Source organism: Pseudomonas bharatica, assembly GCF_048586865.1.
Lineage (GTDB): Bacteria > Pseudomonadota > Gammaproteobacteria > Pseudomonadales > Pseudomonadaceae > Aquipseudomonas > Aquipseudomonas bharatica.
Map to the genome: position 1 here is coordinate 103,736 of NZ_JBMAWR010000014.1, position 14,962 is coordinate 118,697.

Genomic DNA, 14,962 nt, shown 5'->3' on the forward strand with positions numbered 1-14,962 from the left:
ATTGATCCGACAACTACAGGTAATGCGACTTTCAGCGCAGACGCTGGCTCAGCCAGTCGAAGATGTCGCGGATTTCGTCCGGTACCACCTCGTGCTCCATCGGGTACTCCAGCCAGTTGACACTGACACCCCAGTGCTTGAGGTACTCGAACGCGGTTCTGCCCATGGCCGGGAGCACCACCGGGTCATTTACGCCGTGCAGGCACAGCGCCGGGATGCGCTGCTGGCTGGCGGTAAGCTGGGTGTCGTCCTTGAAGGTCGGCGCATAGGTGGACAGTGCCAGCACGCCTCCGAGCGCACCTTGCCACCTTATATAGGCGGTATGCAGCACCACCGCGCCGCCCTGGGAGAAGCCGGCAAGAAAGATCCGGTTCGGGTCGATGCCGGCGGCGCGCTGATCTTCGATCAGACCGATGACCTGCTCGGCGGACTCTTCCAGTTGCGCCTCGTCTATGGCCCGGGCCGGGCTCATGGCCTTGATGTCGTACCAGCTGGGCATTTCATAGCCGCCGTTGATCGTCACCGCGCGGCTTGGTGCCTGGGGCATAACGAAACGGGTGGTGAGCAGATGCTCCTGCAACATCTCGGCAACCGGCATGAAGTCGTAGCGATCGGCCCCCAGCCCGTGCAACCAGATCACACAGGCGTCGGCGGTCTTCTGGGGTTCGAGAATCAATGGGTTGGTCATGACTGCTCCGAAGTAGTGCACGCGATCTCAATGCGGTGCATGAAAAAAAGGCACGCGAGGGCCACGGGGAAAAAAGATGTCGCATTGCTATAACTTTGCCAGTTGCCAAAGGCTGAACCGCTTTAGCCAGGCGATGTGGTACGCGCTTTGCTACACCCCCTTCGACATGATGTGGCGTGTTTCCTCGGTAACACCTCCTCATGGGAAAACCAAGGCTGTCACAGAACAGCGAATTGCGCCAATTGACCCAATAACAAGCCGAAACGGGTCGGATGCGCCTCATAAGGGTGCGGTGCAAGCCGGCTCAACACAATAAGAGCGAACTGGAGGTTTTAATGAAGATGTTGAAGTCCACCCTGGCAGTCATGACGGCTGCCGCAGCGCTGGGCCTGAGTTCCTTTGCCCAGGCGGGTGCAACCCTGGATGCGGTGCAGAAGAAAGGCTTTGTACAGTGTGGGGTCAGTGACGGTCTGCCGGGCTTCTCGGTGCCGGACGCCAAGGGCACCATCGTCGGTATCGACGCTGACGTCTGCCGCGCCGTGGCCGCCGCAGTGTTCGGCGACGCGACCAAGGTCAAGTTCAGCCAGCTGAACGCCAAGGAGCGTTTCACCGCGCTGCAGTCCGGTGAAGTCGACGTGCTGTCGCGCAATACCACCTGGACCAGCTCGCGCGACGCCGGCATGGGCCTGGTGTTCGCCGGTGTCACCTACTACGACGGCATCGGCTTCCTGGTGAACAAGAAGCTCGGCGTTTCCAGCGCCAAGGAGCTGGACGGTGCAACCATCTGCATCCAGGCCGGTACCACCACCGAACTGAACGTCTCCGACTACTTCCGTGCCAACGGCCTGAAGTACACCCCGATCACCTTCGACACGTCCGACGAAAGCGCCAAGTCGCTGGAGTCCGGCCGTTGCGACGTACTGACTTCGGACAAGTCGCAGCTCTACGCACAACGCTCCAAGCTGGCCTCGCCGACCGACTACGTCGTTCTGCCTGAAACCATCTCCAAGGAACCGCTGGGCCCCGTCGTGCGCAAAGGCGACGAAGAGTGGTTCTCCATCGTGCGCTGGACCCTGTTCGCCATGCTCAATGCCGAAGAGGCGGGCGTCACCTCGAAGAACGTCGAGGCTGAAGCCAAGTCGACCAAGAACCCGGACGTGGCCCGTATGCTCGGCGCCGACGGCGAGTACGGCAAGGACCTGAAACTGCCGAAGGACTGGGTCGTACAGATCGTCAAGCAAGTGGGCAACTACGGCGAAGTGTTCGAGAAGAACCTTGGCAAGAGCACCCCGCTGCAGATCGACCGCGGCCTGAACGCCCTGTGGAACAACGGCGGCATCCAGTACGCGCCTCCGGTGCGCTGATCGGGTCGGCCCGCGGTGACGTTGCTGTCACCGCGGGCCGTAGCGTTTCTTCTCTTCGGGGCCTTTCATGCACAATCCACCCAGGGGCTTGTCCCTTAGCGATCCACGCGTTCGCGCGTGGCTGTTCCAGATCCTCACGATAGTCTTCGTGGTCGGTCTGGGCTGGTATCTGTTCCACAACACCCAGACCAACCTGCAACACCGGGGCATCACCTCCGGCTTCGACTTCCTCGAGCGCAGCGCCGGCTTCGGCATCGCCCAGCATCTGATTCCCTACACCGAATCCGATTCCTATGCACGGGTCTTCGTCATCGGCCTGCTCAACACGCTGCTGGTGACCTTCATCGGTATCATCCTCGCGACCTTGCTCGGCTTCATCATCGGTGTGGCGCGGCTGTCGCCGAACTGGATGATCAACAAGCTGGCCACCGTCTACGTCGAGACCTTCCGCAACATCCCGCCGCTCCTGCAGATCCTCTTCTGGTATTTCGCGGTGTTCCTGACCCTGCCGGGGCCACGGGGCAGCATCAACATCAACGACACCTTCTTCATCAGCAACCGCGGGCTGAACATGCCCGGGGCCTCGCTGGCCGAAGGTTTTTGGCCGTTCGCGGTAGCCGTGCTGCTGGCGATCGTCGCCGTGGTCGCCATGGTGCGCTGGGCCAATCGCCGCTTCGAGGCCACCGGCGAGCCGTTCCACAAGTTCTGGGCCGCCGTCGGCCTGCTGCTGGTGATTCCGGGCTTGAGCGTGCTGCTGTTCGGCAACCCGCTGAGCTGGCAACTGCCGGAGTTGAAAGGCTTCAACTTCGCCGGTGGCTGGGTGCTGATTCCCGAGCTGCTGGCGCTGACCCTGGCGCTGACCATCTACACCGCGGCGTTCATTGCCGAGATCGTCCGTTCCGGGATCCGCTCGGTGAGCCACGGCCAGACCGAAGCGGCACGCTCTCTGGGCCTGCGCGAAGGGCCGACCCTGCGCAAGGTGATCATTCCCCAGGCCATGCGGGTGATCATTCCGCCGCTGACCAGCCAATACCTGAACCTGGCGAAGAACTCCTCGCTGGCGGCCGGTATCGGTTACCCGGAAATGGTTTCGCTGTTCGCTGGCACCGTGCTCAACCAGACCGGGCAGGCCATCGAGGTGATCGCCATCACCATGAGCGTGTACCTGGCCATCAGCATCAGCATTTCCCTGCTGATGAACTGGTACAACAAGCGCATTGCGCTGATCGAGCGGTAAGGAGACGCGCATGAGTACCCATGTTTTCAAACCCGACATGCCGCCACCGGTGAAGACCGTCGGTGTCGTCGCCTGGCTGCGGGCCAACCTGTTCTCCAGCTGGCTCAACACCCTGCTGACCCTGTTCGCCATCTACCTGGTCTGGCTGATCGTGCCGCCCTTGCTGCAATGGTCGATCTTCGACGCCAACTGGGTCGGCACGACCCGCGCCGACTGCACCAAGGAGGGCGCCTGCTGGGTGTTCGTCCAGCAGCGCTTCGGCCAGTTCATGTATGGCTATTACCCCACCGAGCTGCGCTGGCGCGTTGACCTGACGGTGTGGCTGGCAGTGATCGGCGCGGCGCCGCTGTTCATCTCGCGCTTCCCGCGCAAGGCGGTCTACGGCCTGTGCTTCCTCGTCGCCTACCCGATCATCGCCTACACCCTGCTGCATGGTGGCCTGGGCATGACCACGGTACCCACCAGCCAGTGGGGCGGCCTGATGCTGACCCTGGTGATCGCTACCGTGGGCATCGTCGGCGCCTTGCCGCTGGGCATCCTGCTGGCGCTTGGCCGGCGTTCGAAGATGCCGGCGGTGAAGGTGGTCTGCGTGACCTTCATCGAGTTCTGGCGCGGCGTGCCGTTGATCACCGTGCTGTTCATGTCCTCGGTGATGCTGCCGCTGTTCCTGCCCGAGGGCATGAGCTTCGACAAGCTGCTGCGCGCCATGATCGGGGTGATCCTGTTCCAGTCGGCCTACATCGCCGAAGTGGTGCGCGGTGGCCTGCAGGCCATTCCCAAGGGCCAGTACGAAGCCGCCGCCGCCATGGGCCTGGGCTACTGGCGCGCCATGGGCCTGGTGATCCTGCCGCAGGCCCTGAAACTGGTGATTCCCGGCATCGTCAACACCTTCATTGCCCTGTTCAAGGACACCAGCCTGGTGATCATCATCGGCCTGTTCGACCTGCTCAACAGCGTCAAGCAGGCGGCTGCCGACCCCAAATGGCTGGGTATGGCGACCGAGGGCTACGTGTTCGCGGCCCTGGTGTTCTGGATTTTCTGTTTCGGTATGTCCCGCTACTCCATGCATCTGGAGCGCAAGCTGGATACAGGCCACAAGCGTTAGGAGAGATTTTGATGAGCGAAGCGATCAAACAGCCTGTAGGCCCTGAAGGCATTATCCAGATGCAGGGCGTGAACAAGTGGTACGGCCAGTTCCACGTGCTCAAGGACATCAACCTGAATGTGCGCCAGGGCGAGCGCATCGTCCTGTGCGGGCCGTCCGGCTCGGGCAAGTCCACCACCATCCGTTGCCTCAACCGTCTGGAAGAGCACCAGCAGGGCCGCATCGTGGTGGATGGCGTGGAACTGACCAACGACCTCAAGCAGATCGAGGCGATCCGCCGTGAAGTCGGCATGGTGTTCCAGCACTTCAACCTGTTCCCGCACCTGACCATCCTGCAGAACTGCACCCTGGCCCCGATGTGGGTCCGCAAGATGCCCAAGCGCAAGGCCGAGGAAATCGCCATGCACTATCTGGAGCGGGTACGGATTCCGGAGCAGGCGCACAAATTCCCGGGGCAGTTGTCCGGTGGCCAGCAGCAGCGCGTGGCTATCGCCCGGGCGCTGTGCATGAAACCGAAGATCATGCTGTTCGACGAGCCGACCTCGGCACTCGACCCGGAGATGGTCAAGGAAGTGCTGGATACCATGGTCAGCCTGGCGGAAGACGGCATGACCATGCTCTGCGTGACCCACGAGATGGGCTTCGCCCGGACCGTGGCGAACCGGGTGATCTTTATGGACAAGGGGGAGATCGTCGAGCAGGCGGCACCGGATGACTTCTTCGACCGGCCGCAGAATGACCGGACCAGGTTGTTCCTGAGCCAGATCCTGCATTGATTGAGGTGGCTGGCAGATCCAGGTCTACCAGCCGTTCCTTGTGGTGCTCTTGAGGGCCTCATCGCTGGCAAGCCAGCTCCCACAGGTATCGCATAACCTGTGGGAGCTGGCTTGCCAGCGATGAGGCCCTCAAGAGCAATAAGACTCCTGGATCAGTTCTCTTCTTCCTTCACCACCGGCGCCGGTGGTGGCCGCAGCCCGACCTCGGCTACCAGCTTCAACTGCTTGCCATTGCGCATGACCTCGATGGCCACTTTCTCGCTCGGCTTGATCCGTGCCACCTGGTTCATCGAGCGCCGACCGTCCCCGGCCGGTTCGCCGTTGATACTCAGGATCACGTCACCCAGTTGCAGGCCAGCCCTTTGCGCCGGCCCGTCGCGGAAAATCCCCGCGACTACGATACCCGGGCGACCCTTCATGCCGAACGACTCCGCCAGCTCCTCGCTCAGCGGCTGTACTTCAAGGCCCAGCCAGCCGCGAATCACCTGGCCATGCTCGATGATCGACTTCATCACCTCCAGTGCCAGCTTGGTAGGGATCGCGAAACCGATGCCCTGGGAGCCGCCTGACTTGGAGAAGATCGCCGTATTGATCCCGGTCAGGTTGCCGTTGGCGTCCACCAGCGCGCCGCCGGAGTTGCCCGGGTTGATCGCAGCGTCGGTCTGGATGAAGTCCTCGTAGTTGTTCAGGCCCAGCTGGTTGCGGCCGGTGGCGCTGATGATGCCCATGGTCACGGTCTGGCCTACGCCGAAGGGGTTGCCGATGGCCAGGGCGACATCGCCGATGCGGATGGTGTCGGAGCGGCCGATGGTGATCGCCGGCAGGTTCTTCAGGTCGATCTTCAGCACCGCCAGGTCGGTTTCCGGGTCGCTGCCGATGACCCGGGCCAGGGTTTCACGACCGTCCTTGAGCGCCACCACGATCTGGTCGGCACCGGCGGTCACGTGGTTGTTGGTCAGCAGATAGCCTTCCGGGCTCATGATCACCGCCGAACCCAGGCTCGACTCCCAGCGGCGCTGCTTGGGCAGGTTGTCGCCGAAGAAGCGGCGGAACTGCGGATCCTCGAACAATGGATGGGCGGACTTGTTGACCACCTTGGTGGTGTACAGGTTGGCAACGGCCGGCGCCGCGTGGGTCACCGCGTCGGCGTAGGACACCGGACCCTGGACCACATTGGTGGTCTGCGGTGCCTGTTGCAGGTTGACGTCCTGGCTGGGCAGGCCGACCCACTCGGGAAAACGCTGGATGACCAGCATGGCGATCAGCACGCCGGTGAACAGCGGCCAGCCGAAGTAACGCAGAGCCTTGAACATTTAACGCATCCTGGGGGAGTTGGCCCGAGCCGGTGACGCTATGGGGAAAGTGGTTTGAAGCGCGCGATGATACTTCGGCAAGCACCCGGCAGGAACCGCTAAATCACTCGGCGAGCGATGCCTGCCACCGAGTGCCCCGGGGCATTGCCGGCGGTTTCCCCGAAACCGTCGACGGCCCATAATGGCCGGCATTATACGGGGCCTTGCGCCGCGCTGAACTGCTGAATTGAGGAGTCTTTCCATGGCTGTTGCCCTGACTACCCTGGTCGAGGAAGCCGACCGTTATCTCGGTAGCGCAAAAATCCAGGATTACTGCCCTAACGGCCTGCAGGTCGAGGGGCGCCCGCAGGTGACCCGCATCGTCAGCGGCGTTACCGCCAGCCAGGCACTGCTGGACGCGGCGGTTGAGGCGGGAGCGGACCTGGTGCTGGTGCATCACGGCTATTTCTGGAAAGGCGAGAACCCGTGCATCACCGGGATGAAGCAGCGGCGTTTGAAAACCCTGCTCAAGCACGACATCAGCCTGCTGGCCTACCACCTGCCGCTGGACGTGCACCCGGAGGTGGGCAACAACGTGCAGTTGGCCCGGCAACTGGACATCACCGTCGAAGGCCCGCTGGATCCGGCCAACCCGCGGGTGGTGGGGCTGGTCGGTTCGCTGGCCGAGCCAGTGTCGGCGCGAGACTTCGCCCGTCGGGTCAGTGAAGTCATGGGGCGTGAGCCGCTGCTGGTCGAGGGCGAGGACGTTATCCGCCGGGTGGGCTGGTGCACCGGCGGCGGCCAGGGCTATATCGACCAGGCGATCGAGGCGGGTGTGGACCTGTTCATCAGCGGCGAAGCGTCCGAGCAGACCTACCACAGCGCCCGGGAGAACGGCATCAGCTTCATCGCTGCCGGCCACCACGCGACCGAGCGCTACGGCGTCCAGGCGCTTGGCGATTACCTGGCCCGGCGTTTTGCCCTGGAGCATCTGTTCATCGACTGCCCCAACCCTGTGTGAGCCCAAACGGTCGGGCATATCCATAGATTGTTTCGTTCTAGCCACCCTCCTAAATAGAAGCGGGCGCTGTGATAGAGTGGCCCGCTCGAACACGGCCCGTTTGGCCGTCCACAAGATCGTTTTTCCCGTGAGTAGCCATGGTCGACAAACTGACGCATTTGAAACAGCTGGAGGCGGAAAGCATCCACATCATTCGTGAGGTGGCCGCCGAGTTCGACAACCCGGTGATGCTTTACTCCATTGGCAAGGATTCGGCCGTGATGCTGCATCTGGCACGCAAGGCCTTCTTCCCTGGCAAGCTGCCGTTTCCTGTGATGCACGTCGACACCCAGTGGAAATTCCAGGAGATGTACCGCTTCCGCGACAAGATGGTCGAGGAAATGGGCCTGGAGCTGATCACCCACGTCAACCCCGAGGGTGTTGCGCAGGGCATCAACCCGTTCACCCACGGCAGTTCCAAGCACACCGACATCATGAAGACCCAGGGCCTCAAGCAGGCGCTGGACAAGCACGGTTTCGACGCCGCCTTCGGTGGCGCGCGCCGCGACGAAGAGAAGTCGCGGGCCAAGGAACGCGTATATTCCTTCCGCGACAGCAAGCACCGCTGGGACCCGAAGAACCAGCGTCCGGAGCTGTGGAACGTCTACAACGGCAAGGTCAACAAGGGCGAGTCGATCCGCGTGTTCCCCCTGTCGAACTGGACCGAGCTGGACATCTGGCAATACATCTATCTCGAAGGCATCCCGATCGTGCCGCTGTACTTCGCCGCCGAGCGTGAAGTCATCGAGAAGAACGGCACCCTGATCATGATCGACGACGATCGCATCCTCGAGCACCTGAGCGACGAGGAAAAAGCCCGCATCGTCAAGAAGAAGGTGCGTTTCCGTACCCTCGGCTGCTACCCGTTGACGGGTGCCGTCGAGTCGGAGGCCGAGACCCTGACGGACATCATCCAGGAGATGCTCCTGACCCGTACGTCCGAACGTCAGGGCCGTGTCATCGACCACGATGGCGCAGGCTCGATGGAAGACAAAAAACGTCAAGGCTACTTCTAATTTCAGGGTTACTCCATGTCGCACCAATCCGAATTGATCAGCGAAGACATCCTCGCTTATCTGGCTCAACACGAGCGTAAAGAACTGCTGCGTTTCCTCACCTGCGGCAACGTGGACGACGGCAAGAGCACCCTGATCGGTCGCTTGCTGCACGATTCGAAGATGATCTACGAGGACCACCTCGAGGCCATCACCCGTGACTCGAAGAAAGTCGGCACCACCGGCGAAGAGGTCGACCTGGCACTGCTGGTCGACGGCCTGCAGGCCGAGCGCGAGCAGGGCATCACCATCGATGTCGCCTACCGCTACTTCTCCACCGCCAAGCGCAAGTTCATCATCGCCGACACCCCGGGCCACGAGCAGTACACCCGCAACATGGCCACCGGCGCCTCCACCTGCGACCTGGCGATCATCCTCGTCGACGCCCGCTATGGTGTGCAGACCCAGACCCGCCGGCACAGCTACATCGCCTCGCTGCTGGGTATCAAGCACATCGTGGTCGCCGTCAACAAGATGGACCTGAAGGGCTTCGACGAGCAGGTCTTCGAGTCGATCAAGGCCGACTACCTGAAGTTCGCCGAAGGCATCCAGCTCAAGCCGAGCAGCCTGCACTTCGTGCCGATGTCGGCGCTCAAGGGCGACAACGTGGTCAACCGCAGCGAGCGTTCGCCGTGGTACACCGGCCCCGCGCTGATGGAAATCCTCGAGACCGTCGAAGTCGCCGCCGACCGCAACTTCACCGACCTGCGTTTCCCGGTGCAGTACGTCAACCGTCCGAACCTGAACTTCCGCGGCTTCGCCGGTACCATCGCCAGCGGCCTGGTGCACAAGGGTGACGAAGTGGTGGTCCTGCCGTCGGGCAAGAGCAGCCGCGTCAAGTCCATCGTCACCTTCGAAGGCGAGCTGGAAAGCGCGGGTCCTGGCCAGGCCGTGACCCTGACCATGGAAGACGAGATCGACATCTCCCGTGGCGACCTGCTGGTCCATGCCGACAACGTGCCGCCGGTGACCGACCAGTTCGACGCCATGCTGGTATGGATGTCCGAGGAGCCGATGCTTCCGGGCAAGAAGTACGACATCAAGCGCGCCACCAGCTATGTGCCGGGCTCGATTGCCAGCATCACCCACAAGGTCGATGTGAACACCCTCGAGCAGGGCGCTGCCAGTGCGCTGCAACTGAACGAGATCGGCCGGGTCAAGGTGGCCCTCGACGCTTCGATCGCTCTGGACGGTTACGACAGCAACCGCACCACCGGCGCCTTCATCGTCATCGACCGCCTGACCAACGGCACCGTCGGCGCCGGCATGATCATCGCCCCGCCAGTCCTGCCGCACGGCAGCACCGGCCAGCATGGCAAGCAGGCCCACGTTTCCACCGAGGAGCGTGCCCTGCGCTTCGGCCAGCAACCGGCCACCGTGCTGTTCAGCGGCCTGTCGGGCGCTGGCAAGAGCACCCTGGCCTATGCCGTCGAACGCAAGCTGTTCGACATGGGCCGTGCGGTCTACGTGCTGGATGGCCAGAACCTGCGTCATGACCTGAACAAGGGCCTGCCGCAGGACCGCGCCGGTCGTACCGAGAACTGGCGTCGTGCCGCGCATGTGGCGCGTCAGTTCAACGAAGCCGGCCTGCTGACCCTGGCCGCGTTCGTCGCGCCGGATGCCGAAGGCCGCGAACAGGCCAAGGCGCTGATCGGCAAGGACCGTCTGGTCACCGTCTACGTCCAGGCCTCGCCGCTGGCCTGCCGCGAGCGTGACCCGCAAGGCCTGTACGCCGCCGGCGGCGACAACATCCCGGGCGAGAGCTTCCCGTACGATGTGCCGCAGGATGCCGATCTGGTGATCGATACCCAATCCACCAGCGTGGAAGAGGGCGTGAAGCAGGTGCTGGATGTGCTGCGTGCGCGTGGTGCGATCTAAGCGTTAGGGCTGAAGTGAAAGAACCCGCGATGATGAAAGTCATCGCGGGTTCTTTTTTAAAGCAGGTATTAATCAGGCCTGAATCCCGGTTTACCGTTTGCAGTCCGCCACTCTTTGATGATTTTTATGATGTTCTCCGGCGTATCCAGTCCATCTTCCTCCGGCCAATAGATCAGATCGGACCCACTTGGGTGTTCAGTTATTTCTTCAAACAGGGCGATGCGCTGGTCATGAGCCCGTTCACTGACTCCGTCCTCAGGGTCGGTAATGGAGCGTAGAAAAATCTGAAACTCCTGCTCCGTGAAATCACTGAATTTTTTCTGTTGGCTCATGGCTTGTCTCCATAGTGGATCTGCTGATGGCTTGCTGGTGTGACTACCCTGATGTTATCGAGGTCGTAGACGCTGCCGCCTTTTGCGATCGGGTTTACATGGTGGAGGATGAATTTCTTGTGCGATTTATGATGATCCTGCTTTCTGGAAGTGGCCGAATGTCCATCCTTTCTCATTCTTTTGAGGTTTTCTCCAGAGAACTGCTTCGAAAGCAATTCGTCATTGGCAACTGCCCTCCAGAAAGCCGCTCTGAACTCATTGAAGTTTTTGAAATCCCTGCCTCTGAGGAGATCTGCAATCTGTGCTGGGATCGCAGCACCGCCTCCTCGCGCTGCTTCGCCTAGCCAAATGCCTTCCGTTAATTCTCCTCTGCCCGTTACCCTTCCAGGCTCCATCCGCCGATCCTTGAACATCACCAGTATCGGCGCCATCCCGGAATCCGCCGGGAAGGTGATGATGATGCGGTCCTGATCGATCAGGTCGAGCGCCGGATAGCCTTCAACCTGTGCCTGCACCGGAGTCAGGCTGGCGCCTTCATACACCGAGCCTTCCGGACGATGTTCAGGCAGGGGTGTGATACCCGGGGATTCGGTTCCAGGGGCCTTGGCCGGTGTCCAGGTGAGGATCCGCTGCGGATGCTCCAGGGCGACGCTGTAAACCTGCTGCTGCGCATCGAATTGCGCTGCGACCACCGGGACCCGGGCAATCGGGCTTGCATCAGGTGTGGCCGCGATGAGCAGCGTGCTTTGTTCATCGTCGTCCAGGGTGATCGGCACATAGGGCAGATCCACCGTCGATGCGGTGAGGTCGAGGCCTTCGGGTGGGGACAGGTCGGCCAGGGGTATCGAGAGGGCGGTCTGGCGTTCGTCGTCCTTGGGCCAGAGAATCACGATCGCACCTACCACGACCGTGGCGATCAGTACCGGGCCACTCACCAGGGCAGCGACGCGCAACGCGGGGATGGCAAGGCGAACCGCCGATTGCAGCGCGCCATAGGCCGCCGGGCTCAGGTTGAAAGCACCATTGCCCATCGGTGCCAGGAAGGGCAGCGTGGTCGCGCTGGCTGTGGACGTATAGGTGATGCGTGCCTTGCGTTCCGCTTCCACGCGCTTCGCTGTTTCCAGGGCTTCTTTCTCGAGCAGCAAGCGCGCTGCTTCTATGGCATTGGCTTGCTCCAATTGCCGTTCAAGCTGCTCCGCCCGTTTCTGCAATGCGCTGAATGCCGTCAGCGTGTTCTGCATGTGTCGAGCGTATTCCCGGTGCATCAGGGCAGTGTGGTAGTCCTTCCAGCGAGGCCCGATGATTCCGGTGCCTTGTCCTTCGACAAGGCTCGCAAGCGCTTCGAGTTCAGCTCTGGTCAGCGGCGTATTTATTTTCGGGTTGGCGCGGGAGTAGGGGTGGATGGATGCGTTCTGGTTGTTGATGAGGTTCTGCAGAACTACTTGGTAATTCTTCAGCGCCTCTGCGGCAGGCATGTCTTGAATATGCCCACTCCATTTGATGACCTCCGCTTGCAGAACGGAGGGCAATATATGGAAATGGGCTTGTTGTTCGACTCTGATGCGCCGGGCCTTTTCCGCCAGGACTTTTGTTTTCCCTGAATGATCGAGGGTGCTGAGGTCCTCCCGCTGGTCGATGGCGTTTGCCGCCGCGCCCAGATGGGCAAGGGCGGCTTCCAGCGTTTGGTCGATTATTCGGGACTCATGAGCCGCCCCGTAGGCGTGTATGTAGTCCGCGAAAAAGTTGTCGAACTTGCCGCGCTTTGCAGCCTCCTGTGCCGAGTGGGCGAGGAAGAAGGATGGTTTGTAGAAGGGGCTCGTGCCCCAGAAGGAGTAAGCCAGAGTGGTCTGCTGGTTGTACTCGCTCTGTTTCTGTTCGATGAACTTCTCAAGACCCAGGTACTCCAGACTGGCGCGCTGCACATCGGTTGTTGCGCTTTGCGCCGCTTGGGTTTTTGCGTCGTGCAGTTGGGTCTGGATGGTGTTGTTCAGTGTGGCGTAACGTGGTTGGAATTCGCTGTCGACCATCGCGCTCATGGCGACATGTTCTTCGATGATGACCGTCTTGAAGCCCGGTATTGCTGGCCCGGTGAACCTGCCGGTGCCGCCTTCTCCCCGACGCGGGCCGGAAGACAGGCCCCAGCCACCGCCGCCTCCGCCCCAGCCAATCCTCAGGTCCGGATTGCCCTCGATGTTGATGGGGGGAAGTTCGTGTGTAGGGGGCGGATTTTGTTGTGCCATTCCTTTCGCTCCTTCGAAATTGGAATGGCGATGCTCTTTCAGGTTGCCGAGTTGAATCTGTCCGGCAGTGGCGGATTTGTCGTAGGGCAGTTCAGGTAAAAGTGTCTGTCGTTGCTAGATGTGCTTCTCCGAAACGGGAATCACCCGCTTCTCCTTCACCGCCTTGTACGAAAAGCTCGAATAGATCTCCTTCACCCCCGGCAGCGACTGCAGGGTTTCCCGAGCGAATTCCCCGAACGACTCCAGATCCCGAGCCAGCACCTCCAGCAGAAAGTCGTAACGTCCTGAAATGTTATGGCAGGCGACAATCTCCGGAATCTCCATCAGACGTTGCTCGAAAGCCCGGGCCATGTCCTTGGTATGCGAATCCATCATGATGCTGACGAAGGCGGTCACCCCGAAGCCCAGCGCCTTGGGTGAAAGGATCGCCTGATAGCCGGTGATATGCCCGCTTTCCTCCAGTTGCTTGACCCGCCGCCAGCACGGCGACGTGGTCAGGGCCACGCTGTCGGCCAGCTCGGAGATGGTCAGACGCGCGTTCTCCTGCAGGGCGCCGAGCAGGGCGCGATCGGTGCGGTCAAGCGCATTGGGCAGGATTTGCCCCGATTTCAGCGGATCGTGGAATTTCATGCCCGGAGATCCCCGTGGTGGTGGTCATATTTGGAAAAATATTAGTTCATCGCTGGCATAAGCTTATAGCAAGCCAACAAGAGGGCATCGCCATGAGCGGCTCCAGCAAGCAGCAAGGATTTGCTACCCGTGCCATTCACCATGGCTACGATCCGCAGGCCCACGGAGGGGCGCTGGTGCCGCCGGTCTACCAGACGGCCACGTTTGCCTTTCCCACTGTCGAGTACGGCGCGGCCTGTTTTGCCGGCGAGGAGGCGGGACATTTCTACAGCCGTATCTCCAATCCGACCCAGGCGCTTCTGGAAAGCCGCATGGCTTCGCTGGAGGGCGGCGAGGCGGCCCTGGCCCTGGCGTCGGGAATGGGCGCGATCACGGCGACACTCTGGACCCTGTTGCGCCCCGGTGATGAAGTTCTGCTCGGCAGCACCTTGTACGGCTGCACGTTCGCCTTCCTGCATCACGGCATCGGTGAATTCGGGGTCAGGCTGAAACATGTCGATATGGCTGACCTGAAAGCCGTAGAAGCAGCGATCACTCCGGCCACGCGGGTGGTCTATTTCGAATCTCCGGCCAACCCCAACATGCACCTGGCCGATATCGCCGGCGTGGCGAAGATCGCCCGGCGACACGGCGCGACGCTGGTGGTGGACAACACCTACTGCACGCCGTACCTGCAACGTCCGCTGGAGCTGGGTGCCGACCTGGTGGTGCATTCGGCAACCAAGTACCTCAGCGGGCATGGCGATATCACCGCCGGGCTGGTGATCGGCGCGAAGGCGCTGGTGGACCGGATTCGTCTGCAAGGCCTGAAGGACATGACCGGTGCGGTGCTGTCACCCCATGACGCCTCGTTGCTGATGCGTGGGCTGAAGACCCTGAATCTTCGTATGGAACGGCACTGTGCCAATGCCCAGGCGCTGGCGGAGTTTCTCAGGAAGCAGGCGGAAGTGGAGGTGTTGCATTACCCCGGTCTGCCGTCTTTCCCGCAGCATGCGCTGGCGAAAAGGCAGATGGCCTTGCCGGGCGGCATGCTGGCATTCGAATTGAAGGGTGGGATCGTTGCCGGGCGGCGCTTCATGAATGCGCTGCAACTGTTCTCGCGGGCGGTCAGCCTGGGCGATGCCGAGTCGCTGGCGCAGCATCCGGCGAGCATGACCCATTCCAGCTACACGCCGGAAGAGCGGGCGCGCTATGGAATTTCCGAAGGGCTGGTGCGGTTGTCGGTGGGGCTGGAGGATATCGATGACTTGCTGGGGGATGTGCGGCAGGCACTCAGGGCCTGCGCGTAAGCGAGTGACAAAAAAA

13 protein-coding genes are annotated in these 14,962 nt (G+C 61.6%); 8 read left to right on the forward strand and 5 right to left on the reverse strand.

The window, feature by feature from the left end:
• Nucleotides 1-31 precede the first annotated feature (31 nt).
• The gene (locus tag ACKLLE_RS16925; protein ID WP_064302433.1) at nt 32-688 is read right to left on the reverse strand and encodes an alpha/beta hydrolase; all 657 of its coding nucleotides are present in this window, start codon (nt 686-688) and stop codon (nt 32-34) included.
• Between the two features lie 335 nt (nt 689-1,023).
• Here ACKLLE_RS16925 and ACKLLE_RS16930 point away from each other — a divergent pair, with 335 nt between their 5' ends.
• The 4 genes from ACKLLE_RS16930 (at nt 1,024) to ACKLLE_RS16945 (ending at nt 5,170) form a co-directional block, all read left to right on the forward strand.
• Entirely contained in the window at nt 1,024-2,052 is a 1,029-nt protein-coding gene (locus tag ACKLLE_RS16930; protein WP_009408182.1) for an amino acid ABC transporter substrate-binding protein, read from the forward strand.
• A gap of 67 nt (nt 2,053-2,119) precedes the next feature.
• Nucleotides 2,120-3,289, forward strand: coding sequence for an amino acid ABC transporter permease (locus tag ACKLLE_RS16935; RefSeq protein ID WP_064302434.1), 1,170 nt, complete (start codon nt 2,120-2,122; stop codon nt 3,287-3,289).
• Nucleotides 3,290-3,299: 10 nt separating this feature from the next.
• Nucleotides 3,300-4,394 carry an amino acid ABC transporter permease gene (locus ACKLLE_RS16940; protein WP_009408186.1) on the forward strand — a complete coding sequence of 365 codons (1,095 nt, stop codon included), beginning with the start codon at nt 3,300-3,302 and terminating at the stop codon, nt 4,392-4,394.
• Nucleotides 4,395-4,405: 11 nt separating this feature from the next.
• On the forward strand, nt 4,406-5,170 hold the full coding sequence (locus ACKLLE_RS16945) for an amino acid ABC transporter ATP-binding protein (RefSeq protein WP_420058589.1): 765 nt from the start codon (nt 4,406-4,408) through the stop codon (nt 5,168-5,170).
• 152 nt (nt 5,171-5,322) lie between these two features.
• On the opposite strand, the gene algW is transcribed toward ACKLLE_RS16945, so the two are convergent.
• Nucleotides 5,323-6,483, reverse strand: a complete 1,161-nt coding sequence (algW, locus tag ACKLLE_RS16950; RefSeq protein WP_009408189.1) for a Do family serine endopeptidase AlgW — start codon at nt 6,481-6,483, stop codon at nt 5,323-5,325.
• A gap of 241 nt (nt 6,484-6,724) precedes the next feature.
• On the opposite strand from algW, the gene ACKLLE_RS16955 reads away from it, so the two are divergent.
• The 3 genes from ACKLLE_RS16955 (at nt 6,725) to cysN (ending at nt 10,455) form a co-directional block, all read left to right on the forward strand.
• Nucleotides 6,725-7,483 carry a Nif3-like dinuclear metal center hexameric protein gene (locus ACKLLE_RS16955; RefSeq protein ID WP_009408191.1) on the forward strand — a complete coding sequence of 253 codons (759 nt, stop codon included), beginning with the start codon at nt 6,725-6,727 and terminating at the stop codon, nt 7,481-7,483.
• A 137-nt stretch (nt 7,484-7,620) separates the two neighbouring features.
• Nucleotides 7,621-8,538, forward strand: coding sequence for a sulfate adenylyltransferase subunit CysD (gene cysD, locus ACKLLE_RS16960; protein WP_009408193.1), 918 nt, complete (start codon nt 7,621-7,623; stop codon nt 8,536-8,538).
• A 15-nt stretch (nt 8,539-8,553) separates the two neighbouring features.
• Nucleotides 8,554-10,455, forward strand: a complete 1,902-nt coding sequence (cysN, locus tag ACKLLE_RS16965) for a sulfate adenylyltransferase subunit CysN (protein ID WP_064302437.1) — start codon at nt 8,554-8,556, stop codon at nt 10,453-10,455.
• A gap of 68 nt (nt 10,456-10,523) precedes the next feature.
• Here cysN and ACKLLE_RS16970 read toward each other — a convergent pair whose 3' ends face one another.
• The 3 genes from ACKLLE_RS16970 to ACKLLE_RS16980 form a co-directional block, all read right to left on the reverse strand.
• Entirely contained in the window at nt 10,524-10,787 is a 264-nt protein-coding gene (locus ACKLLE_RS16970) for a bacteriocin immunity protein (protein WP_064302438.1), read from the reverse strand.
• Nucleotides 10,784-13,027, reverse strand: coding sequence for an S-type pyocin domain-containing protein (locus ACKLLE_RS16975; RefSeq protein ID WP_420058590.1), 2,244 nt, complete (start codon nt 13,025-13,027; stop codon nt 10,784-10,786). The genes ACKLLE_RS16970 and ACKLLE_RS16975 overlap by 4 nt, the downstream gene beginning before the upstream one ends.
• 114 nt (nt 13,028-13,141) lie before the next feature.
• Entirely contained in the window at nt 13,142-13,621 is a 480-nt protein-coding gene (locus tag ACKLLE_RS16980; RefSeq protein WP_420058606.1) for an Lrp/AsnC family transcriptional regulator, read from the reverse strand.
• A 128-nt stretch (nt 13,622-13,749) separates the two neighbouring features.
• On the opposite strand from ACKLLE_RS16980, the gene ACKLLE_RS16985 reads away from it, so the two are divergent.
• On the forward strand, nt 13,750-14,946 hold the full coding sequence (locus ACKLLE_RS16985) for a methionine gamma-lyase (RefSeq protein WP_420058591.1): 1,197 nt from the start codon (nt 13,750-13,752) through the stop codon (nt 14,944-14,946).
• The last annotated feature ends 16 nt before the right edge of the window (nt 14,947-14,962 follow it).